Genomic DNA, 22,428 nt, shown 5'->3' with positions numbered 1-22,428 from the left:
GGCTGAATCACGTGGAGAACTTCAGGCCGTCGATCGACTGGGGCCGCGAGGTCGTGCACTCGGTGCTGTGGATCCTCGGCACCTGGACCGCGTGCGCGGCCATCATCCTCGTGCTGGCAGTCCTCCTGCTGCGTTATACGACCTGGGGACAACGGTTTTGGCGGATCACCGGGGCCTACTTCAATGGCCGGTCGAGTGTGCCGGTCTGGGGTCTGCTGGCGGCGATGCTGCTGTCGGTGATGATCGACGTCCGCATCCAGGTGCTGCTGAGCTACTACTCCAACGACGTGTACTCGGCCCTGCAGGTCGCGGTCCAAGGCGTCGCATCGCACGACGGCGCCCATCGCGACTCCGGCATCCACGGCTTCTGGATGGCGCTGGTGATCTTCTGCATCCTGGCGAGCATCCACGTCCTCAGGATCGTGCTCGACACCTATCTCGCGCAGCACTTCATCATCCGGTGGCGGGTGTGGCTGACCGATCGTCTCACCACGCAGTGGCTGACCGGGCGCGCGTACTACCGCGACCGGTTCAGCGGACGACCCATCGACAACCCCGACCAACGCATTCAGCACGACATCGACGTCTTCACCACCGGCGTGGGCACCGGGCCCAACGTGCCGACCTACTACTCCACCAGCATCGTCGTCTTCGGTGCGGTGGATGCGCTGGTGTCGGTGGCGTCGTTCACGGTCATCCTGTGGCGACTATCCGGCACGCTGACGCTGTTCGGGGTCGGCCTACCCAAGGCGCTGTTCTGGATCGTGCTCGCCTACGTGCTGATCGCCTCGGTCGTCGCGTTCTGGATCGGCCGCCCGCTCATCGGACTCAGCTTCCGCAACGAGCAGACCAACGCGGCGTTCCGGTATGCGCTGGTGCGGTTGCGCGACAGCGCCGAGGCGGTGGCGTTCTATCGTGGCGAGCGCGCCGAGCGGCGGGAACTCACCGCCCGCTTCGACGCCATCATCGCCAACTACCGGCGGTACGTGAGGCGCACGATCGGGTTGGTGGGATGGAACTTCTCCGCGACCCAGGCGGTGTCCCCGCTGCCGCTGCTGCTGCAGGCGCCGCGACTGTTCGCCGGCACCATCAAGCTGGGCGACGTCACGCAATCGGGTACCGCATTCGGCAAGATCCAGAGCGGGCTGTCGTTCTTCCGCACCACCTACAGCCAATTCGCCAGCTACGACGCCGTCATCGAACGCCTCTACGGCCTCGTCGAGGCCGGTGAACGCTCGCGAGAACTGCCGACCCTGGCGTCGCTGCCGAGCCCCGATGGGTCGGTTCGGCTACACGGCGTCGAGGTGCGCACGCCGGGCGGGGGGCAGCTGATCGACCCCCTCGACGTCACCCTCCTACGCGGTGACTCACTGGTGATCAGCGGGGCGTCCGGCACCGGCAAGACGTCGCTGATCCGCAGTCTCGCGGAGCTGTGGCCGGCCGCCGGCGGCAGCTGGCACCGACCGGCGGGTGAGCACGAGACGATGTTCGTATCGCAGTTGCCGTACGTGCCGCTCGGGACGCTGCGCGCCGTGGTGTCCTACCCCCTGCGACCGCTGGACGTCGACGACGACCGGCTCCGCGATGCGCTCGCCAAGGTGTCGCTGCCGCAGCTGCGCGACCGGCTCGACGAGGTGCGGGACTGGGCCACGATCCTCTCCCCCGGCGAACAGCAACGCATCGCGTTCGCCCGCGTCCTGCTCACCGCGCCCAAGGCGGTCTTCCTGGACGAGGCAACCTCGGCGCTCGACGAGGGCCTCGAGTTCGCGCTCTACCTGCTGCTGCGCTCCGAGCTACCGGATCTCATCGTGGTCAGCGTCGGACATCAGCGGTCCATCGACCAGCATCACCGACACCGCCTCGAACTCCTCGGGGGCGGGGCCTGGCGGCTCGATGCGGTAGCTGCCCGCGAGTAGACCGTGCGTACCGTGCAGGACGTGGCCCCCCTCGTGAACGCCAGACGCCTCGCCTCCTCTGTAGTCAGCCGGGTGCTGAAATTGCCGCCGCCGACGACCGACTACACCGTCGCGCGCACGGTGCCCGTGCCGATGCGCGACGGCGTGGACCTCCTGGCCGACCACTACGTCCCGCAGACCGCCAGCCCGGCGGGCACCCTGCTGGTGCGTTGCCCCTATGGCCGTGGCTTTCCGTTCTCGACGCTGTTCGGCGCGGTGTATGCGGCCCGCGGCTACCACGTGGTCATCCAGAGCGTGCGTGGCACCTTCGGCTCCGGCGGCGACTTCACGCCGATGGTCCACGAGGTTGCCGACGGCGCCGACACCGTCGCGTGGCTGCGCGCGCAGTCCTGGTTCACGGGCTCGTTCGCCACGATCGGGCTGTCCTATCTCGGCTTCACGCAGTGGGCGCTGCTGATGGACCCGCCGCCGGAACTGGCGGCCGCCGTCATCACCGTGGGCCCGCACGACTTCAGCGCGTCGTCCTGGGGCACCGGCTCGTTCAGCCTCAACGACTTCCTCGGCTGGAGCCACATGATGGCCCACCAGGAGGACGGCAGCCGGCTCCTCGGGTTGCTGCGCCAGGCCCGGTCGAGGAAGCAGGTCGCGCGCGCCGCGCACGAGGTGCCGATGGGCGGCGCCGGCCGACGGCTGCTCGGCGCCGGGGCGCCGTGGTGGGAGTCGTGGGTCGAACACCCCGACCGCACCGACCCGTTTTGGGCGCCGCTGAACCTCTCCGACGCACTGGACCGGGTCGACGTGCCGGTCCTGCTCGTCGGCGGTTGGCAGGACCTGTTCCTCGAACAGACCCTCGCGCAGTTCCGTCACCTGCACGACCGCGGCGTGCCCACCGCACTGACCGTCGGCCCGTGGACGCACACCCAGGTCATGACGACGGGCGCGCCGATCGTGCTGCGGGAGTCACTGAACTGGCTCGACGCCCATCTCGCGGGCGGCCCCCAGGTACCGCGCAGAGCGGTGCGGGCCCGTGTCGTCGGGCAGGGCTGGCTCGAGCTTCCCGACTGGCCGCCCGCGATGGGAGAGCAGGTGTGGTATCTGCAAGCGGCACACGGTCTTTCGCAGACACCACCGGACGGATCGGCACCACCATCGTCGTTCACGTTCGACCCGGCGGACCCCACCCCGACGATCGGCGGCCGGCTGCTCTCGCCCGAGGGCGGCTACCGCGACGACACGGTGCTGGCCCTGCGGCCCGACGTCGTCGACTTCACCAGTGCCCCGCTGGCCGACGACCTGTACCTGGTGGGTACCCCGGTCGTCGAACTGAGCCATCGCTGCGACACCCCGTTCCACGACGTGTTCGTCCGCCTGAGCGAGGTGGCCGCCGACGGCAGCTCGACCAACGTCAGCGACGGATTCGTCAGGCGCACCGAGAATTCCGGTGCGGTGACCCTCGAACTCGACGCCGTCGCGCATCGCTTCGCCGCGGGCACCCGACTGCGGGTCCTGGTCGCCGGCGGCTCCCATCCGCGCTTCGTGCGCAACCTCGGCACCGGTGAGCCGCCGGTCTCCGGCACCACCATGACGTCGGCCACCCACACGATCCACCACGGTCAGGGTGGGCTGTCGCGTCTCGTGCTGCCGGCCGGACCCGCGCTGCCGTCAGCCGACTGAGGCGAGCACGCGTTCGGCGATCGCCGCCAGGGTCGCCTCGTCGTGAACGGGGTCGGCCCAGTCCGGTGTGACGGGTAGATCCAGCCAGCTCTTGCAGCCCGCGTAGGCCGGGTCGCGCTGCAGGACAACGGGTTCGGTCAGCGGTGCGGCCTGCACCACCAGGACGGTCAGCTGGTGCCTGGGCCGAAAGTCCAGCCGGTCGGCGCGTACCGAGTCGGCCGTCCAGATGTGGGTGTCCTCGATCTCCGCCAAGCCGTCGGGACGCCGAACCGCAACCGCCGCAACCACTCTCGCGCCCGCACGGAGCACGATGCGGTCGTCGGTGCTGTCGGCGACACTCGCGGCGAGGAGGCTGCGGTGCTCCGGCCGGACGCGTTCGGCGTGGCCGTGGGCGACGGTGGGAAAGAACACGAACTCGCTCGCCGCGAGGTCGAAGCGCTTCTCGTGGATGCCGCCCTTGCGCAGCAGCACCGTCTGTCGGCCGTCGAGCATCGCGTGCACGGCCGCGCTCCACTCCTTGAGCGCGGTGGCGCTCACGTGGCGGCGAGTCGGGCCCGGACCTCCGGACGCCGCAGCGGCGGCACCGTCTTGGGTGGCTGACGGCGGGGTGGCAATGCCGCCAGCAGCCGGGTCGTGGTCGCGGTGATCTCGGCGACCGCCGCCTCGAAGGCCGCTTCGTTGGCCGCCGTCGGGCGGGTGATGCCGCTGACCTTGCGCACGTACTGACGCGACGCGGCCTCGATCTCCTCGGCCGTCGCCGACGGCTCCAGCCCGCGCAGTTCGGTGATGTTCCGACACATGCCACCCACCATAGGTCTTGGGCAGCAGGCCAGAGCTTTCCGACATCCGTCTCAGTCGACAACCGTGGGCGGGCTTCTCTTGCACGCTTGGCAGGACCAGTCGAGGTGCGAACCGCGCCCGTGATCCTTCGTCGACGGGTGCAGCCTGCGATTACGCAGCTCAGACCGGTGCTTGGCGCGCGACGTCAGGGCATTGGTCCTGTGCAACTGGGTCGTTCCCAGCCCTGACTCGACGCGGTCGCGGTGCTAGCGTCGCGGCGCCGAACCCGGGCATGGGGAATTCACATCGGAGGATGATGATCATGGGCGAGCACGGTGCGCGAGTTAAGCAGTCGACGCGCGGGCGCGCGCTCGCGGCGGGTGCGTTGACCACCGGCGTCCTCATCGCCGGCGCGACCGAGCACGCGCCCAAAGCCGAAGCCACGTGTCTGTCCATTTCCGGCGTCGACTTTGGGAGTGGCTGCAAGAGCGCGCCCCTCAGCATCGCCATTGGCGTCGGGTCGGGTGCCACCGCACGGGCTCTGCACCCGTTCACCATCCACATCGGGGAAGCTCCGAAAGCCCGCAACGGATCGGCAGGCAGCCCTCTTGATGGCCTCCTCAGAGTCGTCGTCACAGTGTTCCGCGCCTTGGGGCTGGCGGTGGGGCCGGACGCGAACAACCCTGCAACGCCCCCCGACGATGGATCGGGGACGATAGCGAAACCTGCGTCTCCTGGGAGGCCGCCTCGTCCGGAAACCGAAAAGGCGGGCGCAGAAGCGGCGCTCGCCAAAGAGAAGGCAGCTGCCGACAAAGCCGCCGCAGACAAAGCCGCCGCAGACAAAGCCGCCGCAGACAAAGCCGCCGCAGACAAAGCCGAGGCCGACAGAAAGGCTGTGGCTGACAAGGCCGCAGCTGACAACCAAAAGAAGGTCGACAGGGCCATACAAAGACACAACGACTTGCGAGCAGGTGACAAGGCGCTCAAGGACGCGAAAGCGGCAGGCTCAGCCACCGACCACAATCCCAAGAAGGTCGCCTATTTGGCCGCCATCGAGGGCCGCCAGGCCGCGGAACGGGAATTCAACGGCTTGGCACCACAGTTCCTCGCCGCCCTACATGTGCGTCAGTCATCGCCAGGAATCGTTCGCACCGAGGAGGAGGAACGCAACTTCCGATCCCTGAGGACCGCTTTTTTGGTGGCGAGTCAAAGGGTGGAGGATTCCACCAACGCCGAACTAAATGCCAAGGCCGAATACGACGCGGGTTCGAGTGATTCGCACACGCCACCTTCGCAATCCGGCGCGGCGACACCCGAGCCGAGATCGGAGACACTGTCGAGCCGCTTGGAGAAGACGGTCGAAGCCTCGGAAGTCGTGGGCGAAGTCCCACCCGAGAAGGCGACCCGCGAGAAGACCAAAGACTTCGAGAAGGAACCAGTCGGCAAAGGGACATCGGTCGACGGACCCGGTGTGCCATCGGGGCGCCACGTCCTGAAGGACTCTGCACAGGACGACTTAGCCAGTGGGCCAAGCAGCTCCGAGCAGGGCGCCGTCGACCAGGAGACGTCGGATGCTGACACCTCCCCCGCACCAGGTCGCGCGTCGGGTCCCGGCCCTGATTCACTCCAACGCGACGCTCCCCAGAGTCCCGGTTACCAGACCGAGAACGAACGCCACTGAGGCCATCTCGCCGGGCGTAGGCCCCCGCCCGTACGGCTTGGCCGTCGTTGCGTACGAGGGCCGTCAGGCGGTGCCGGGGATTAGCCACCGACCCGACAGGGCCCGCCAGCCGACGAACATCAGGCGCAACACCATGAACGCGGTCAGGCCCGCCCAGATGCCGAGCAGGCCCCAGCCGAAGATCAGCGATAGCCAGATCAGCGGGAGGAACCCGACGAGCGCGCTACCCAGCGTGGCGTTGCGCATGAACGTCGCATCGCCCGCGCCGAGCAGGACTCCGTCCAGGGCGAACACCACCCCCGCGATCGGCAACTGTGCGACCAGGAACCACCACGGCACGCCGATCACGCCGAGCACCGCCCGATCAGATGTGAAGAGCCGCGGCACCACCGACGCGCCCACGGCGAAGACGGCGGCGAGCACCGCCGCGGCGACCGCGGAGAAGATCGTCACCCGCCAGGCCACCGACTTCGCGTGGGTCAGCTGTCCACCACCGAGTGCGGCGCCCACCAGCGACTGTGCCGCGATGGCCAACGAATCCAGCACCAGCGCAAGGAAACTCCACAGTTGCAGCACCACCTGGTGGGCTGCGACGGCGGCCGCCCCGAACCGCGCGGCGACCGCAGCGGCCGAGACGAAACAGGCCTGGAACGCCAGCGTGCGCACCACCAGGTCGCGGCCCATCGTCACCTGCGCGCGCAGGATCGTGAGGTCCAGCCGCAGCGGCACCCGTTCGACGAGCAGGGCGCGGCAGAACAGCAGCGCTGCCAACCACTGCCCCGCCAGGTTCGCCACGGCCGACCCGACCAGCCCGAGCCGCGGCATCCCGAGCAGGCCGTGCACCAGTGTCGGGCACAGCAGCGCCGACAGTCCGAACCCGAGCAGCACGTAGCGCAGCGGGCGCACGGTGTCCTGAACTCCGCGCATCCACCCGTTGCCCGCCATCGAGATGAGGATGGCGGGCGCCCCGAGGATCGCGACCCTCAGCCACGGCAATGCCATGTCGGCGATCTCGCCGCCGTCGGCGATCACCGCCAGGATCGGCACGGCCGCGGCTTCGACGGCGAGGATCACGACGGCTCCGAGGGCGACCGCCAGCCAGGTGGCCTGCACGCCTTCGCCGACGGCGGACGCTCGGCGGCCGGCGCCGAAGAACCGGGCGGCCCGCGCCGTCGTCCCGTAGGACAGGAACGTCAGCTGCGAGGACAGCAGCGACAGGATGAGCCCGCCGATGGCCAGGCCAGCCAGCGCCAACGCGCCGAGGCGGCCCACCACGGCGAGGTCGAACAACAGATAGATGGGTTCGGCGGCCAGCACACCGAGCGCCGGTAGCGCCAGGCCAGCGATGCGGCGACCGGTGACCGGCGCCGGTTCAGCCAAGCACATCCGTCAGAGCCTTGACGACGACGTCGGCCGGCCCGGTCGCCGAATAGCCCGCGGCGAGCTTGTGCCCGCCACCACCGAAGACACTGGCGACGGCGGCGAGGTCGACCTCGGACTTGGCGCGCATCGACACCGTCCACTTCTGCGGGCCGACCTCCTTGAACACCGCGGCGACCTCGGCCTGCGCGGTCGTGCGCACGATGTCGACGATGCTCTCGACCTCCTCGGGCCGGGCGTCGCGCCACTCCTCGTGTCCGACGACGGCGTACACCAGCCCGCGGCCATCCAGCGCATCGGCGACGAGGTGCGCCGACGACAGCACGCGCGACAGCATCGGCAGCCAGGAGAACGGGTGGGTGTCGAGCAGGGTCCGGCTGATCGTGGCGTTGTCGACACCCAGTTCCAGCAGTCGGGCGGCGAGGCGGTGCGCACGTGCGCTCGCCCAGCGGAACGATCCGGTGTCGGTGGTCAGGCCTGCGTACAGACAGTGCGCGACCGGCTGGTCGAGCGGCTTGTCCCAGGCGTCCAGCAGCTCGGCGACCAACATCGTCGTCGAATCCGCCGACGGATCCACGTAATTCGCCGTGCCGAAGAGCTGATTGGACGCGTGGTGATCGATGACCAACACTTCGCGCCCCGCCTCGGTCAGCGCCTGCAGAGTGCCGAGCCGGGTGGGGCTCGGAATGTCGACCGTGACCACCAGATCGCTGTCGCGGTGCATCTCGTCGCGGGACACCAGCAGGTGTCCGCCCGGCAGCGACTGCAGCGACTCCGGCAGCACCGACGGCTCGGCGAAACCGACCTCGACGCGCTTACCGCATTCCTCGAGCACCAACGCCAACGCGAGACCGGCACCGATGGTGTCGGCGTCGGGATAGACGTGGCACACCACGCTGACCGACTCCGCTGCGTCGAGAAGCTCCGCTGCTCCCCGACCATCGACGCGCACCGATGACCGAGCTACCTCAGTCTTCGGGTCGATCGCGGTCATAGGTGTCCTCAGGGTCACGCTCGTCGGTGCCGTCGTCGGGTCCCCCGCTGACATCCTCCGCCCCCGACCCACGGTACGGGTCGGGGTCACCGGCCGGCCTGGCACCCTGCCGAATGCGCGCCAGATCGGCGTCGGCCTGCCGAGCGCGGGCCAGCAGATCCTCCATGTCGCGCGCCGCATCGGGCAGCTTGTCCAGCACGAACGACAGCGTGGGCGTGAACCGCACGCCCGTGCCCGCGCCCACCTTCGACCGCAGCGTCCCCTTGGCCCGCTCGAGCGCCGCCGCGGCGCCCTCGTAGTCGGGCTCGTCCTGCAACGTCTCGCCCCGCACGGTGTAGAACACCGTCGCGTCGTGGAGGTCGCCCGTGACCTTCGTGTCCGTGACGGTCACGAAGGCCAGGGGCGGATCCTTGATCTCGAACTCGATGGCCGAGGCAACGATCGTGGCGATGCGCTTGGCGAGCTTGCGCGCTCGTCCCGCGTCGACCATCAATACTCCTCGCGCGAGCGCTCGGACTCGTCGGTCGCCATCTAGGTACGCACCTTCTCCACGAGCTCGTACGCCTCGATGACGTCACCCTCCTTGATGTCGTTGTACGTCAAGGTGAGACCGCACTCGTACCCGTCGCGCACCTCGGTCACGTCGTCCTTCTCCCGCTTCAGCGACGAGATGGTGACCGTCTCGGCCACCACGACGTTGTCGCGGATGAGGCGCGCCTTGGCGTTGCGGCGGATGACACCCGAGGTGACGAGGCAGCCGGCGATGTTGCCGACCTTCGACGAGCGGAAGATCGCCCGGATCTCGGCGCGGCCGAGCTCCTTCTCCTCGTAGACCGGCTTGAGCATGCCCTTGAGCGCGGCCTGGATCTCGTCGATCGCCTGGTAGATCACCGAGTAGTACCGGATGTCGACGCCCTCGCGGTTGGCCAGCTCGGTGGCCTTGCCCTCCGCGCGGACGTTGAACCCGATGATGATGGCGTTGGAGGCCGACGCCAGGTTGACGTTGGTCTCGGTGACGCCACCGACGCCGCGGTCGATGACGCGAAGTTCCACTTCGTCGTCGATGTCGATGCCGAGCAGCGCCTCCTCCAGCGCCTCGACGGTGCCGGAGTTGTCGCCCTTCAGGATCAGGTTGAGCTGGCTGGTCTCCTTCAGCGCGGCATCCAGATCGTCCAGGCTGATGCGCTTGCGGCTGCGCGCGGCCAACGCGTTGCGCTTGCGCGCGCTGCGCCGGTCGGCGATCTGGCGGGCGATCCGATCCTCGTCGACGACGAGCAGGTTGTCACCGGCTCCCGGCACCGACGTGAAGCCGATGACCTGGACGGGACGCGACGGGGTCGCCTCCTCGACGTCCTCGCCGTGTTCGTCGACCATCCGCCGCACGCGCCCGTAGGCGTCGCCGGCGACGATCGAGTCGCCGACCCGCAGCGTGCCGCGCTGGATGAGCACGGTGGCCACGGGACCGCGACCGCGGTCGAGGTGCGCCTCGATCGCCACGCCCTGGGCCTCCATGTCGGGGTTGGCCCGCAGGTCCAGCGTCGCGTCGGCCGTCAGCAGCACCGCCTCGAGGAGGGCATCGATGTTGGTGCCCTGCTTGGCGGAGATGTCGACGAACATGGTGTCGCCACCGAAGTCCTCGGCCACCAGGTTGTACTCGGTGAGCTGAGCCCGGATCTTGGCCGGGTCGGCGCCCTCCTTGTCGATCTTGTTGACCGCCACCACGATCGGCACGTCGGCGGCCTGCGCGTGGTTGATGGCCTCCACCGTCTGCGGCATGACGCCGTCGTCGGCGGCCACCACCAGGATCGCGATGTCGGTGGCCTTCGCACCGCGGGCACGCATGGCGGTGAACGCCTCGTGACCGGGGGTGTCGATGAACGTCACCAAACGCTCGTTGCCGTCCAGCTCGGTGAGCACCTGGTAGGCGCCGATGTGCTGGGTGATGCCGCCGGCCTCGCCCTCGCGGACGGTGGCGTTGCGGATCGTGTCCAGCAGTCGCGTCTTGCCGTGGTCGACGTGGCCCATGACGGTCACGACCGGCGGGCGGAACTCCAGATCCTCTTCCCCGCCCTCGTCCTCGCCGTAGGTGAGGTCGAACGACGACAGCAGCTCGCGGTCCTCGTCCTCCGGGGACACGACCTGCACGACGTAGTTCATCTCGCCGCCGAGCAACTCCAGCGTCGAGTCGTCCACCGACTGGGTCGCGGTGACCATCTCACCGAGGTTGAACAGCGCCTGGACCAGAGCGGCCGGGTTGGCGTTGATCTTGTCGGCGAAGTCGACCAGCGACGCGCCGCGGGCCAACCGGATGGTCTCGCCGTTGCCGTGCGGTAACCGCACGCCACCGACGACCGGGGCCTGCATGTTCTCGTATTCGGCGCGCTTCGCCCGCTTCGACTTGCGGCCGCGGCGGACCGCGCCGCCCGGACGACCGAACGCACCTGCCGCGCCACCGCGCTGACCGGGACGGCCACCGCCGCCACCGCCACCGGGGCGTCCGCGGAAGCCTCCGGCGGGAGCGCCACCGGGAGCTCCTGCGCCACCGCCGCCGCCGCGGTAGTTACCGCCGCCGCCGGCACCGGGAGGACCGCCGGGTCGACCGCCGCCACCCGGTCCACGGCCACCGGGGCCGGGACGGGGTCCACCGGGGCGACCCACCGCTCCCGGCCGCGCACCTGGCGGACGGGGAGGCATGTTGCCGGGGGTGGCGCCGGGACGCGGCCCACCACCCGGTCGAGGGGGACCACCCGGACGGGGCGGCCCACCGGCACCCTGCGGCGGCCGCGGCGCGGGGCGCTCGACGGGCTGCTGGGTGGAGAAGGGGTTGTTGCCGACGCGCGGTGAGCGGGCGGCCGGCTTGGGCGGGCCGGGACGCGGACCCGGCGTGGGACCTGCGGGGCTGGCCGGAGCTGCGGGCGCCGCGGGAGCGGGCGCGCTGGCTTGGACGTCGGCCGGCGCCGGGGCGGGCGTGGGGGCAGGCGCCGCTGCGGCCACCTGGGGCGCTACGGCCGCTGGCGGCTCGGGCGCGGCGGGCTTCGGCGCGGACGGCCGTGGGCCTCCCGGCTTCGGTCCCGTGCTGGCCGAACCGTTGCCGGATCCGTTGGTCGCCGCGGGGGCGGCTGCTGCCGGGGACTTCGCGGGGGCGGCCTTGGCGCCACCGCCCAACGCCTCGCGCAGCCGTCGGGCGACGGGCGCCTCGACGGTCGACGATGCTGATTTGACGAATTCGCCCTGTTCGCTCAGTCGGGCGAGTACTTCCTTGCTGGTGACACCGAGTTCTTTGGCCAACTCGTGTACGCGGGCCTTGCCTGCCACTACATCTCCTGTCTAGGAGGCGACAGCAGCGAGCCGCGCCTCGGGTTTAGCTATGACGCATGGTCATCGGGACTTCACGGTGTGCTCATGTTCTTCGCTACCTGTTCTGTTGCCGGGCGGACCGAGGCTTCACGTTCGGTGAAGTACTCGACCACCGCGGAGGTGTCCGGCGAACCGGTGATGCGCAGCGCTCGTGGGAACGCCCGCCGCCGAATCGCCACGAGCAGACATTCCCGGTTGGGATGCAGCCACGCACCCCGACCCGGAAGGTTACCCGCTGTGTCGACGACGACGGCGTCAAGGCCATCTTCCCCGGGCACGGCGGCCACGCGAAGCAGTCCGGCGGCCAGCTCACGCCCCCGGCATCCGACACACGTCCGCACCGGTCCGAGGGGACTCTGGTGCTGACGCGCGCGGGAAGCCGAACTCGCGCGCTGGATCACGGTTCAGTCTACCGTCACGATCACCGCAGAGAGAAACGCGTGCCCGCTAACCCTCGCGGGACGCTTCCCCCGAGGTCGGGGCGTCGGGAACGGGCGCCGCGTCACTGCGGATGTCGATCCGCCATCCCGTGAGACGGGCGGCCAGCCGGGCGTTCTGCCCCTCCTTGCCGATCGCGAGCGACAGCTGGAAGTCGGGCACCACGACCCGCGCCGCGCGCGCCGCCTCGTCGATCACCGACACCGAGACGACCTTCGCCGGCGACAGGGCGTTCGCGACGAACGTCGCCGGGTCGGGGTCGAAGTCGATGATGTCGATCTTCTCTCCGGACAGTTCGCTCATCACGTTGCGGACCCGCTGACCCATCGGCCCGATGCACGCCCCCTTGGCATTGAGGCCGGACACCCGCGAGGCGACGGCGATCTTCGAGCGGTGACCGGCCTCCCTGGCCACGGCGACGATCTCCACGGAGTTGTCGGCGATCTCGGGGACCTCGAGCGAGAACAGCTTGCGCACCAGGTTGGGGTGCGTCCTGGACAGCTCGATCTTGGGTTCGCGCGCCCCTCTCGTCACGCCGATCACGTAGCAGCGCAACCGTTCTCCGTGTTCGTAGGACTCCCCCGGCACCTGTTCGGCGGGCCGGATGACGCCCTCGGACCCCTTGGCCTCCGTCCCGAGGCGCACGACGACGTTCCCACGGGTGTTCTCCCTGGCGTCGCGCTGCACCACGCCGGCGACGATGTCACCCTCGCGGGCCGAGAACTCGCCGTACATCCGCTCGTTCTCGGCGTCGCGGAAGCGCTGCAGCATCACCTGGCGCGCCGTGGTGGCGGCCACGCGCCCGAAACCCTCTGGGGTGTCGTCCCATTCACTGACGAGATTGCCGTCGTCGTCGGTCTCCCGCGCCATCACCCGGACGACGCCGCTCTTGCGGTCGATGTCGATGCGCGCCTCGGCCTCGTGCCCTTGGGTGTGCCGGTACGCGGTCAGCAGCGCCGACTTGATGGTCTCGAGCAGTTCGTCGACCGAGATCCCCCGGTCCACTTCGATGGCGTGCAGCGCACCCATGTCGATGTTCACTCTTCAACCTCCTTGCCTGACACCCCGGCCAGCTCGAGTTCGAGCGGATTCGGCGATGAGAATTCCACCTGCACAACGGCATTGGCGACGTCGTCGATGGACAGTGTGCGAATGGTCGGCCCCGCGCGGCGGTCGGCGACCACCAGTTCGAGGTGGCGATCGGTCAACGCGCCCACGCGACCCGTCAGCTGCGACCCGTCGGTCAGCGTGACCTCGATCCGGCGTCCGCGCGCGCGGCGGTAGTGCCGTTCCTCGGTCAGGGGACGGTCCACCCCCCGCGAGGTGACCTCCAGCAGGTAGGGCGTCTCGTCGGAGTCGTCGAGCTGGTCCAGCAGCTCGGAGGCCGTCCGCGACAGCGTTGCCAGGGCTTCCAGGTCGAGACCGTCGTCGCCGTCGGCGATGACCACCACGCGCGGCGGGCGCGCGGCCGCGTCGATGGTGACGTCCTCGACCTCGTACCCCGCGCGGCCGAACTCGCCCTCGAGCAGCTCCCTCACCTGCTGCGGCGACGGCAACCGCGCAGGCCGTAGCGGGATCTCCGATGCCACGGCGAGCTCCTCGTCTTGAGTTGTATGGACACGGTCCCCCGGCCCACCTCGTGGGGTGCGGCCGCGGAATCGCTTGTCTACGATACGCCAGCCCATGAGGGGCAACGGCCGAATCCGGGGCCGCCTGCCTCACGAGGCGGGATGGCAGGATGCTTCTGTGCCGAGCACCTTCCCTCTTCTCAGCAGGCGGCGCGTGCTCGTCGGTACGGCCGCGTTGACGCTGTTCGGCGGTGCATTCGCCACCGCCTGCAGCTCGACGCCGCGGGTCGAGGAACCGGACCCCCTCCTCGAACCGCTCGAACGGGCCCGCGCCGACGCTGCGCTCGCCAGCAACGCCGCCGCCGCATCGCCGCCGGCCGCCGCGGCGACGCTGACGGTGGTCGCCCAGCAGCGCACGGCTCACGCCACCGCGCTGTCGGCCGAGATCGCCAGGAGTGCCGGGGCCACGCCGAGCGCGTCGACCACGCCGTCGGCGACCCCATCGACCACGCCGTCCGGGTCGCCACCCAAGCCCCCGACCGCCGCCGATGCGGTCGACGCGCTGCAACGCTCCGCCGACGACGCCGCCCGACTCGCCGGCAGCCAGTCCGGTTACCGGGCCGGGCTCCTCGGTTCGATCGCCGCGGCGTGCACGGCCGCGGCAACGGTCGCCCTGGCCGGTTCGGGTGCGCCGTCATGACCACCCCCGGCCCGACGCCACCGACCCGGCCGTCCGATGACGCCGACGCTGCGCTGTTCGATGCGATCTCCGTCGAGCACGGCGTCATCTACGGCTACGGCCTGGTGTCCGCGCACGCGACACCGGACCTCAACGACCTGGTCTCGCAGGCACTGGCGGCGCACCGCGAGGTGCGCGAGGAGGCCATCGCCGCGCTGACGGCGCGCCACGTCCGCCCGCCGGTTCCGGCCGTCGGTTACCAGCTGCCGTTCGACGTCGCCACCCCCACCGACGCCGAGAAGCTCGCCGTGCGCATGGAGGAGGACTCCGCCGCGGCGTGGCGCAGCGTCCTGGAACGGGCCACTGCCGACGGCGACCGCCACCTCGCAGTCACCGCCCTGACCCAGGCCGCGGTGCTGGCGGCCCGGTGGCGCGGCGTGCTCGGCGTCGTACCGACCACGGTGGCGTTTCCCGGTGGGAGCGAGACCTAACCTCTCGGGTCAGTACACCTAGGCGAGCTGCTCGACGATGGCCGCGGCGGCGCCGTCGGCCGCCAGCTCCGTCGTCTTGCCGGTGAACCGGTTGCGCAACTCGATGACACCGTTCGCCCAGCCGCGTCCGACCACGACGATCCACGGCACCCCGAGGAGCTCGGCGTCCTTGAACTTGACCCCCGGCGACATCTTGCGGTCGTCGAGCAGGGGCTCCACGCCGAGCCGGTCGAGCTGCGACGCCAATTCGGTTGCGCCCGTTCGGGCGTCGTCGTCCTTGTTGGCGATGACGATGTGCACGTCGAACGGCGACACCGCCGACGGCCAGCGCAGGCCGATCTCGTCGTGATGCTGTTCGGCGAGCACCGCCACCATGCGGGACACGCCGATGCCGTAGGAACCCATGGTCAACCGCAGCGGCTTGCCGTCCTCGCCGAGGACGTCGGCCTTGAACGCGTCGGCGTACTTGCGGCCGAGCTGGAAGATGTGACCGATCTCGATGCCGCGCGCCGACACCAGCGGGCCGGCGCCGTCCGGGGACGGATCGCCGTCACGGACCTCGGCGGCCTCGATCGTCCCGTCGGGGACGAAGTCGCGGCCCGCGACGAGACCGACGACGTGGCGCCCCTTCTCGTCGGCGCCGGTGATCCACGCGGTGCCATCCCCCACCCGGGGATCGACGAGATAGCGAACACCGTTGGCCAACAACCCCTTTGGGCCGATGTACCCCTTGGCCAGGAACGTGTTCCTCGCGAAGTCGGCGTCGTCGAGGAGTGCGTACTCCGCGGGTTCGAGCGCCGCGCCGAGACGCTTGTCGTCGACCTCGCGGTCACCCGGGACGCCGACGGCGAGCAGTTCCCACTCCCCGCCCGGTTCGCGCACCTTCAGCAAGATGTTCTTCAGCGTGTCGGCAGCGGTCACGGGGCGATCGGCGAACTGCGGCAGGTCCGCCCCGTTGGCCCAGTCGACGAGCGTGGCGATGGTCGGCGTGTCACCGGTCTCGTGCACGACGGCGTCGGGCAGGCCCTCGAACGGAATCGGCTCGGGCTGTGCGGTGATCACGGCCTCGACGTTGGCGGCGTACCCGGACTGCAGGCACCGCACGAACGTGTCCTCGCCGACCTCGCTCTCGGCGAGGAACTCCTCCGACGCGCTGCCGCCCATGGCGCCGGACACCGCCGAGACGATGACGTAGCGCACGCCGAGGCGGCCGAAGATCCGTTGGTAGGCCTCGCGGTGGGCGTGGTATGCCTGCTTCAGCCCGTCGTCGTCGACGTCGAAGCTGTAGGAGTCCTTCATGACGAACTCGCGCCCGCGCAGGATGCCCGCGCGGGGGCGGGCCTCGTCGCGGTACTTGGTCTGAATCTGGTAGAGCCGCAACGGGAAGTCCTTGTAGGAGCTGTACTCCCCCTTGACCGTCAGGGTGAAGATCTCCTCGTGCGTGGGGCCGAGGAGGTAGTCGTTGCCGCGGCGGTCCTGCAGCCGAAACAGCGTCTCGCCGTACTCGGTCCAGCGGTTCGTCGTTTCGTAGGCCGCGCGGGGCAGCAGCGCGGGCAGCAGGATCTCCTGGCCGCCGATCGCGTTCATCTCCTCGCGGACGATCTGTTCGATCTTGCGGAACACCCGCAGTCCGAGCGGCAGCCAGCTGTAGAGACCCGGCCCGATGGGACGCACGTAGCCCGCCCTGATCAGCAACTTGTGGCTGGGCACCTCGGCGTCGGCGGGGTCGTCGCGCAACGTGCGGAGGAACAGTTCTGACATGCGGGTGATCACGGACGACAACCCTACTTAGTCGCGCCCCTGCCACGTGCAGACGCACACCTCGTTGCCCTCGGCGTCGGCCAGCACCCAGAACGCGGGCGCGCGGGCCGCCGAGAGCAGCGTCCCGCCGGCGGCCAGCGCCGCGTCGATGCGCGGCTGCGCCAGCTCCGGCGCGACGGTCACGTCGAGGTGGATTCGATTGCGCTGCACGCGCGGGGCGTCCATCTGCTGGAACCAGATCTCGGGCCCGCGGCCGAGCGGATCGATCAGTGCGGCGTCGGGTTCCGGTGCACCCGGCTCGTCGACGTAGCCGGTGACGGCCCGCCAGAATGGTTGGACGAGCGGGATGTCGAGCGCGTCGATGGCGATCTCCATGCTCTGGGGCGCCGCCGCGGCGTCGCCCGGCGACGTCACCAGCGAGCGCCGTCCCAACGCCTCCGTCACGGTCTGCGCCAGGTGCAGGTCGGCCTCGGAGACCGTGCCGGTGACCGCTGACTGCAGCCGCAGCAGCAGCCGATCGGAGTGCAGTTCGACGCTCAGGTGCCCGTTGCCGCCGGTGCCCGCCGCGGTGACGGCGACGGCGGCTGCCTCCGCGGCGGCGGCCAGGGACGCGACGGCCACGTGGGCGAGAGCGGCGCCGTGGATCAGCCGCCAGCCCAGCGGGTCGAGGGTTTCGGAGATCTGTCGGCGGGTCAGCGTGGCCATGCGGGCACGTTATCGGCCCCCACCGACACGGCGGCTACAGCTCGCCCGCCTCGACCGCTTCCTTGGTGTGCTGCGCCCTGGCGATGTCGCGCGCCGAGAAGCCGATCCAGAACGCCGCGATGCCGACGAGGATCGACACGCCGGCAACCCACAGCAGCGAATAGGTGTAGCCGTAGCCGAGAGCGTCGAGCTGGGCGGGCGTCATGTTCTTCACCGGCCCCGTGGTGCCGCCCAGGTACAGGGTGCGCGAGGTCTGAACCGCCATGATGACGACGAGCACCAGCGGCCCACCCAGGTTCTGCACCATCAGCGTGATGGCCGAGACCGGCCCGATCTCCCGGGGTCCGACGCCCGCGACCGCGCACAGCGGCAGCACCACCGAGATGATCCCGATGCCGAAACCGCCGAGCACGATCGGGGTGAACAGATCGGGGAAGTACGGGATGCTGCGGTCCAGCGTGGAGCCGTACAGCATGGCGGCGAGCACGAACAGGCCGCCGCCGATGATCAGCCACCGCGGCGCGACGAGGGGCGCCAGTTTGGTCGCCAGGAGGTTGCCGACGCCGACCGCCACCGCAAATGGCAGGAAGCAGATTCCGGCACGCAGCGCCGAGTAGCCGAGCACGTCCTGCGCGAGCAGCCCGACCATCACGGTGACGGTCAGCAGCACACCACCGCCGAGGAACCACGAGATGAGCGTCATCACCCGATTGCGCTCGCTGAACACCGAGAACGGCACGAGCGGGTTCTCCGCCTTGCGTTCGGCGAACAGGAACGAGACGAAGCAGACGACCGCGGCGACGGCCGCGCCGACCACCCACGGGTCGAGCCAGCCGCGCGGGGGGCCCTGCGTGAAGACCAGCACCGCGGCCGTGCAGCCCAGGGTGGCCAGCAGCGCGCCCGTGACGTCCAGCTTGAGTCGTTCGTGGTGCGTCTCACCGATGCGCAGGACCGCGATCGCGATGATGACGATGCCGATGGGCACGTTCATCAGGAACGCCAACCGCCAGGAGATGACCGTCAGCAGGCCCCCGAGCACCAGCCCGAGCACCGAACCGATCGCCTGCATTCCGGCGGACACGGCCATGGCCTGGTTGCGGGCCTGCCCCACGGCGTAGGTGGTGGCGATCAGCGCGAATCCGGTCGGGGCTGCGACGGCGGCCCCCATGCCCTGCAGTGCGCGAGCGGCGATCAGCGTGTACTCGTCGTTGGCCAATCCGCACACCAGGGAGGCGAGGGTGAAGACGCCGACGCCGGACAGGAAGGCACGCTTCTGGCCGATGGCGTCGCCGACCCGGCCGCCGAGCAGCAGCAGCCCGCCGAAAGTCAGCACGTATGCCGTGATGACCCAGCTCTTACCCGCATCGGAGAGGTCGAGCTCAGCCTGCATCCTCGGCAGCGCGACGATGACGATGGTGCCGTCGAGCGTCGACATCAGCTGCATGCCGGTGATCGCGATGATGGCGATTCCGAGCACGGACGACGCCAACGGGGCTGTCGACTGCTCCGCCGAACCTGGGGAACCACCGGCGGCAGACATTGCCGACACCCTACCCAGCGCGCCACCCCGTGAAACCCGGGTCGACCCGGGGTCAGTCGATGTCGGCGGTCGCAGCGTTGGCGCGCTGCGCGACGACGTCGTCGAGTCGGCTCCGCAACGCGTCGCCGATGAGCTGCCAGGCGTCGGATCCGAGCACCAGCCGTCGCGGGGGTTCGGCGGCGTCGCAGGCCCGGATGATGGCGGCGACCGTCTTCTGCGCGTCGTCGACCATGTCCTCCGTCGACGGGCCGGGCCGGTCGGCGGGGCCGCCCACGTAGGGCTCACTCAGCGGGACGCGACTCGCAGCGTCGAAGAACCCCGTGCGGACGACGCCGGGCTCGACGAGCGTCGTCCGGATCCCGAACGGCGCGACCTCCTGCGCCAGGGCCTCGTAGAAACCCTCGATCCCCCACTTGGTGACGTGGTAGAGCGAGAAGGCGGGGAACGCGAGGTGCCCACCCATGCTCGACATCTGCACCAGGTGCCCGCCGCCCTGCGCGCGCAGGTGCGGCAGCACGGCCCTGGCCAAGTGGATCGACCCCGTCAGGTTGGTTGCGATCATCTCGTCGATCTGCCGGTCGGTGAGGTCCTCTGCGACGCCGAACACCCCGTAACCGGCGTTGGCGACGACGACGTCGATCCGGGCGTGCGCGGCGAAGGCGTCGTCGACGACCGCCCGCAGGGCTGCGGTGTCGGTGACGTCGAGCGCGCGCACCCACAGCCGGTCGCCGTAGCGGTCGACGAGGTCGTCGAGCGCCTCGGCGCGGCGGGCGGTGGCCGCGACGCGGTCCCCGCGGGCGAGCAGTCGATCGACGAGTTCGCGTCCCATCCCGCGGGACGCTCCAGCGATGAACCAGGCAGTCGGCATGCCCGTCTCAACCACCGTGGGCGCCCTAAGAGTTCATACGCGCGATGACGATCTCGGATCGAAGCCATACGCTCGATGCATGGCCAAGATGGTGCGGGTGGACGACATGACGCTCGCCGGTCTGCGGGTGTGTCGCGAGATCGCGCTGCTCGGGTCCTTCACCGCGGCGGCACGGTCCCTCGGCTATTCGCAGCCCGCCATCTCGCGACAGGTCGCCGCCATGGAGGCGGCGGCGGGCCTCCCCCTGTTCGTCCGCACGGCGCGCGGGGTCAGCCTGAGCGCGGCGGGCCATGCCGTCGTCACCCATGCCGGTCGAATCCTCGGTGACGTCGAGTCGTTGCGCCACGACCTCGACGGGCTCGGCGATCGCTTGGCCGGTCGCGTGCGTTTGGGCGTATTCCCCACTGCCGCAGCCGTTCTCGCACCGCGGACGATCGCCCTGCTCGCCGCCGAACATCCCGGTCTCGACATTCGGTTGAGCGAGGCATCGACCCCGTCACTGCTGCGTGAACTCCGCCGGGGTCGGCTCGCCGTCGCGGTGATCGGGGCGGGCGCCGGACTGCCCGACTACGACCTCGACGGACTCGCGGTGCATCGCGTGTTCAGCGGTGATCTGTGCGTCGCCGTCCCGATCGGGCATCGCCTGGCTTCGGCGACCACCGCCGTCGCGGTCGGCGAGTTGACCGGCGAGCCGTGGGTGATCGGTGACGGCAGCGCGGGCGACCCGCAGTTCGCCGCCTGGCCCACGCTTGCCGATCCGATCGTCGCCCACCGGGTCAGGGGCTGGCAGGCCCGGCTCGGGATGGTGGCCGCGGGATTGGGCATCTGTCTGCTCCCCGAACTGGCGGCGCCCTCGGTGCCCGCCGGGGTCGCCATCGTCCGCGTGCAGGATCCGACGTGGATGGGACGCGTTACGCTCGCGGTGGCCGGACCGTCGCCCGGCCCTTCGGAATCAGCGGTGATCGAGGCGCTGCAGGCAGCGGGCCACAGCATCGGCAGCGCCGAGAGGTCTTCTGCGACAAGCGATTTGAAGCGTGCCGTGACTGACCCGCCTAGATCTCGCCGGCGTCCAACGCTTCCTTGACCTCCTGCGCCTGCGCGACCTGCTGGGCCGTGTAGCCGATGAACAGGGCCACGACGCCGACGAGGATCGCGACCGACGCCACCCACAGCAAGCCGTAGGTGTAGCCCTGGTCGAGGGCGTGCAGTTGCGCGCGGTCCATGTTCTTGACCGGGCCGGTGGTGCCGCCCAGGTACAGGGTCCGCGAGGTGATGACGGCCTGGATGACGGCCAGCACGACCGGGCCACCGAGGTTCTGCAGCATCAGCGCGATGGCCGACACCGGGCCGATCTCGTCGAAGCCGACACCGGCGATCGCCGACACCGTCAGCGGCACCACGATCATGCCGATGCCGAAGCCGCCGACCGTGATCGGCAGCACCAGGTTGGGGAAGTACGGGATGCCGCCGTTGAGCGTCGAGCCGTAGATCATCGCGGCGAGCACCAGCACGCCGCCCGCGATGACGAGCAGCCGCGGCGGGAAGATCGACACCAGGTAGGACGACAGGCCCAGGCCGATGCCGAGCGCGATGACGAACGGGATGAAGCCGATGCCCGCGCGCAGCGCGCTGTAGCCCATGATGTCCTGCACGTACAGACCGATCAGCACGGTCAGCGTGAACATGATGCCGCCGCCGAGGAAGACCGCGGCGAAGGTGGCCACGCGGTTGCGGTCGCGGAACAGGCTGAACGGGACGACGGGATTGACCGCGGTCCGCTCGGCGTAGAGGAATGCGCCGAAGAGGACGAACGCGGCGCCGCACGATCCGAGGGTGACCGGTGAGAGCCAACCGCGCTCGGGACCCATCGAGAACCCGAATACCGCCGCGGTGCAGGCGAGCGTCGCCAGGATGGCACCGGCCGCGTCGAGCTTCATCCGTTCCCGGTGCGTCTCGCGCAGCGTCCGTCGGGCGAGGTAGATCATCAGCAGCCCGACCGGGACGTTCACCATGAAGGCCAGTCGCCAGGAGAATTCGGTGAGGGCGCCACCCACGACCAGGCCCATGACCGAGCCGACGCCGGTCATCGCGGCGAACACCGCGGTGGCGGTGTTGCGCGCGGGGCCCTTCGGGAACGTCGTCGCGATCAGCGCCAGCCCGGTCGGCGACGCGATGGCCGCACCGACGCCCTGGGCGAGCCGGGCGATGACCAGCGTCGTCTCGTCCCACGCTCCACCGCACAGGATGGACGCGATGGTGAACAGTGCGACGCCGACGATGAAGGTGCGCTTGCGACCGATCGTGTCGCCGAGGCGGCCGCCCAGCAGCATGAGGCCGCCGAAGGTCAGGACGTAGGCCGTGATGACCCAGCTGCGGCCCGCGTCGGACAGGTTGAGCTCGTCCTGGATCTTGGGCAGCGCGACGATGGCGACGGTGCTGTCCATCGTCGCCAGCAACTGCATGCCGCCGATCGCCACGACCGCGGCGATGAAGCGTCGCGAGGGCAGCCACGCCGGATACCAACTGCTGCGCACGATCTGGGCCTGCGTAATGGGCATGGGAAGCGCGCGCACACCGGCGCCTTCGGCATCACGTT

20 protein-coding genes are annotated in these 22,428 nt (G+C 70.0%); 6 read left to right on the top strand and 14 right to left on the bottom strand.

Going from position 1 to position 22,428, the window contains the following annotated elements; all coding sequences use genetic code 11:
- Positions 1-11 precede the first annotated feature (11 nt).
- Both G6N60_RS11225 and G6N60_RS11220 read left to right on the top strand, forming a co-directional pair.
- The gene (locus G6N60_RS11225) at positions 12-1,916 is read left to right on the top strand and encodes an ABC transporter ATP-binding protein/permease (protein WP_163736655.1); all 1,905 of its coding nucleotides are present in this window, start codon (positions 12-14) and stop codon (positions 1,914-1,916) included.
- Positions 1,917-1,928: 12 nt separating this feature from the next.
- Complete coding sequence (locus G6N60_RS11220) at positions 1,929-3,590, top strand: CocE/NonD family hydrolase (protein WP_372511019.1); 1,662 nt, start codon at positions 1,929-1,931, stop codon at positions 3,588-3,590.
- Here the strand turns inward: G6N60_RS11220 and G6N60_RS11215 are convergent.
- The gene (locus G6N60_RS11215; RefSeq protein WP_179969677.1) at positions 3,579-4,127 is read right to left on the bottom strand and encodes a DUF1802 family protein; all 549 of its coding nucleotides are present in this window, start codon (positions 4,125-4,127) and stop codon (positions 3,579-3,581) included. The two genes, G6N60_RS11220 and G6N60_RS11215, sit on opposite strands and share 12 nt — an antisense overlap.
- Positions 4,124-4,390 (bottom strand): DUF2277 domain-containing protein, encoded by a 267-nt coding sequence (locus tag G6N60_RS11210; protein WP_163736652.1) that lies wholly within the window; start codon positions 4,388-4,390, stop codon positions 4,124-4,126. Before G6N60_RS11210 ends, G6N60_RS11215 begins: the two co-directional genes overlap by 4 nt.
- Before the next feature lie 302 nt (positions 4,391-4,692).
- On the opposite strand from G6N60_RS11210, the gene G6N60_RS28285 reads away from it, so the two are divergent.
- Positions 4,693-6,051 carry a hypothetical protein gene (locus G6N60_RS28285; protein WP_179969676.1) on the top strand — a complete coding sequence of 453 codons (1,359 nt, stop codon included), beginning with the start codon at positions 4,693-4,695 and terminating at the stop codon, positions 6,049-6,051.
- Between the two features lie 63 nt (positions 6,052-6,114).
- On the opposite strand, the gene G6N60_RS11200 is transcribed toward G6N60_RS28285, so the two are convergent.
- From G6N60_RS11200 to rimP, 7 genes are all read right to left on the bottom strand, one after another.
- The gene (locus G6N60_RS11200) at positions 6,115-7,431 is read right to left on the bottom strand and encodes an MATE family efflux transporter (protein WP_263992435.1); all 1,317 of its coding nucleotides are present in this window, start codon (positions 7,429-7,431) and stop codon (positions 6,115-6,117) included.
- Positions 7,424-8,425 carry a DHH family phosphoesterase gene (locus G6N60_RS11195; RefSeq protein ID WP_163736646.1) on the bottom strand — a complete coding sequence of 334 codons (1,002 nt, stop codon included), beginning with the start codon at positions 8,423-8,425 and terminating at the stop codon, positions 7,424-7,426. Before G6N60_RS11195 ends, G6N60_RS11200 begins: the two co-directional genes overlap by 8 nt.
- Positions 8,400-8,915, bottom strand: coding sequence for a 30S ribosome-binding factor RbfA (gene rbfA, locus G6N60_RS11190; protein ID WP_163736643.1), 516 nt, complete (start codon positions 8,913-8,915; stop codon positions 8,400-8,402). Before rbfA ends, G6N60_RS11195 begins: the two co-directional genes overlap by 26 nt.
- 41 nt (positions 8,916-8,956) lie before the next feature.
- The gene (infB, locus tag G6N60_RS11185; protein WP_163736639.1) at positions 8,957-11,740 is read right to left on the bottom strand and encodes a translation initiation factor IF-2; all 2,784 of its coding nucleotides are present in this window, start codon (positions 11,738-11,740) and stop codon (positions 8,957-8,959) included.
- Positions 11,741-11,814: 74 nt separating this feature from the next.
- A complete protein-coding gene (locus G6N60_RS11180; RefSeq protein ID WP_308206266.1) occupies positions 11,815-12,069 on the bottom strand; it encodes a YlxR family protein in 255 nt (84 codons plus the stop codon).
- 160 nt (positions 12,070-12,229) lie between these two features.
- The gene (nusA, locus tag G6N60_RS11175; protein ID WP_163736634.1) at positions 12,230-13,261 is read right to left on the bottom strand and encodes a transcription termination factor NusA; all 1,032 of its coding nucleotides are present in this window, start codon (positions 13,259-13,261) and stop codon (positions 12,230-12,232) included.
- Positions 13,258-13,809: a ribosome maturation factor RimP gene (gene rimP / locus G6N60_RS11170; protein ID WP_246240563.1), complete on the bottom strand. Its 552-nt coding sequence runs from the start codon at positions 13,807-13,809 to the stop codon at positions 13,258-13,260. Before rimP ends, nusA begins: the two co-directional genes overlap by 4 nt.
- Positions 13,810-13,966: 157 nt before the next feature.
- Here rimP and G6N60_RS11165 point away from each other — a divergent pair, with 157 nt between their 5' ends.
- Together G6N60_RS11165 and G6N60_RS11160 are read left to right on the top strand one after the other, a co-directional pair.
- Positions 13,967-14,488, top strand: coding sequence for a hypothetical protein (locus G6N60_RS11165; RefSeq protein ID WP_163736627.1), 522 nt, complete (start codon positions 13,967-13,969; stop codon positions 14,486-14,488).
- A complete protein-coding gene (locus G6N60_RS11160; RefSeq protein WP_163736624.1) occupies positions 14,485-14,958 on the top strand; it encodes a ferritin-like domain-containing protein in 474 nt (157 codons plus the stop codon). The genes G6N60_RS11165 and G6N60_RS11160 overlap by 4 nt, the downstream gene beginning before the upstream one ends.
- 18 nt (positions 14,959-14,976) lie before the next feature.
- Here G6N60_RS11160 and G6N60_RS11155 read toward each other — a convergent pair whose 3' ends face one another.
- The 4 genes from G6N60_RS11155 to G6N60_RS11140 are packed head-to-tail and all read right to left on the bottom strand — an operon-like array spanning position 14,977 to position 19,832.
- Positions 14,977-16,731 carry a proline--tRNA ligase gene (locus tag G6N60_RS11155; protein WP_163736622.1) on the bottom strand — a complete coding sequence of 585 codons (1,755 nt, stop codon included), beginning with the start codon at positions 16,729-16,731 and terminating at the stop codon, positions 14,977-14,979.
- A 15-nt stretch (positions 16,732-16,746) separates the two neighbouring features.
- Positions 16,747-17,424 carry a VOC family protein gene (locus tag G6N60_RS11150; protein WP_163736619.1) on the bottom strand — a complete coding sequence of 226 codons (678 nt, stop codon included), beginning with the start codon at positions 17,422-17,424 and terminating at the stop codon, positions 16,747-16,749.
- A 34-nt stretch (positions 17,425-17,458) separates the two neighbouring features.
- Positions 17,459-18,964 (bottom strand): MFS transporter, encoded by a 1,506-nt coding sequence (locus G6N60_RS11145; RefSeq protein ID WP_163736616.1) that lies wholly within the window; start codon positions 18,962-18,964, stop codon positions 17,459-17,461.
- A 52-nt stretch (positions 18,965-19,016) separates the two neighbouring features.
- A complete protein-coding gene (locus tag G6N60_RS11140) occupies positions 19,017-19,832 on the bottom strand; it encodes an SDR family oxidoreductase (RefSeq protein WP_163736612.1) in 816 nt (271 codons plus the stop codon).
- Between the two features lie 79 nt (positions 19,833-19,911).
- On the opposite strand from G6N60_RS11140, the gene G6N60_RS11135 reads away from it, so the two are divergent.
- Entirely contained in the window at positions 19,912-20,916 is a 1,005-nt protein-coding gene (locus G6N60_RS11135; protein ID WP_246240560.1) for a LysR family transcriptional regulator, read from the top strand.
- Here the strand turns inward: G6N60_RS11135 and G6N60_RS11130 are convergent.
- Entirely contained in the window at positions 20,885-22,390 is a 1,506-nt protein-coding gene (locus tag G6N60_RS11130) for an MFS transporter (protein ID WP_372511012.1), read from the bottom strand. The genes G6N60_RS11135 and G6N60_RS11130 overlap by 32 nt on opposite strands.
- Between the last annotated feature and the right edge of the window lie 38 nt (positions 22,391-22,428).

The sequence above is a fragment of the Mycolicibacterium madagascariense genome, assembly GCF_010729665.1.
Classification (GTDB): Bacteria; Actinomycetota; Actinomycetes; order Mycobacteriales; family Mycobacteriaceae; genus Mycobacterium; species Mycobacterium madagascariense.
This window is presented reverse-complemented; position numbering and strand designations above follow the sequence as displayed.

Excerpts from the sequence above, each read along its gene's own strand:
- G6N60_RS11150 (WP_163736619.1), bottom strand. The coding sequence starts at position 17,424 with ATGGCCACGCTGACCCGCCGACAGATCTCCGAAACCCTCGACCCGCTG.
- G6N60_RS11145 (WP_163736616.1), bottom strand. The coding sequence starts at position 18,964 with ATGTCTGCCGCCGGTGGTTCCCCAGGTTCGGCGGAGCAGTCGACAGCC.
- G6N60_RS11130 (WP_372511012.1), bottom strand. The coding sequence starts at position 22,390 with ATGCCCATTACGCAGGCCCAGATCGTGCGCAGCAGTTGGTATCCGGCG.
- G6N60_RS11140 (WP_163736612.1), bottom strand. The coding sequence starts at position 19,832 with ATGCCGACTGCCTGGTTCATCGCTGGAGCGTCCCGCGGGATGGGACGC.
- G6N60_RS11210 (WP_163736652.1), bottom strand. The coding sequence starts at position 4,390 with ATGTGTCGGAACATCACCGAACTGCGCGGGCTGGAGCCGTCGGCGACG.
- rbfA (WP_163736643.1), bottom strand. The coding sequence starts at position 8,915 with ATGGTCGACGCGGGACGAGCGCGCAAGCTCGCCAAGCGCATCGCCACG.
- G6N60_RS11135 (WP_246240560.1), top strand. The coding sequence starts at position 19,912 with ATGGCCAAGATGGTGCGGGTGGACGACATGACGCTCGCCGGTCTGCGG.
- G6N60_RS11160 (WP_163736624.1), top strand. The coding sequence starts at position 14,485 with ATGACCACCCCCGGCCCGACGCCACCGACCCGGCCGTCCGATGACGCC.
- G6N60_RS11195 (WP_163736646.1), bottom strand. The coding sequence starts at position 8,425 with ATGACCGCGATCGACCCGAAGACTGAGGTAGCTCGGTCATCGGTGCGC.
- G6N60_RS28285 (WP_179969676.1), top strand. The coding sequence starts at position 4,693 with ATGGGCGAGCACGGTGCGCGAGTTAAGCAGTCGACGCGCGGGCGCGCG.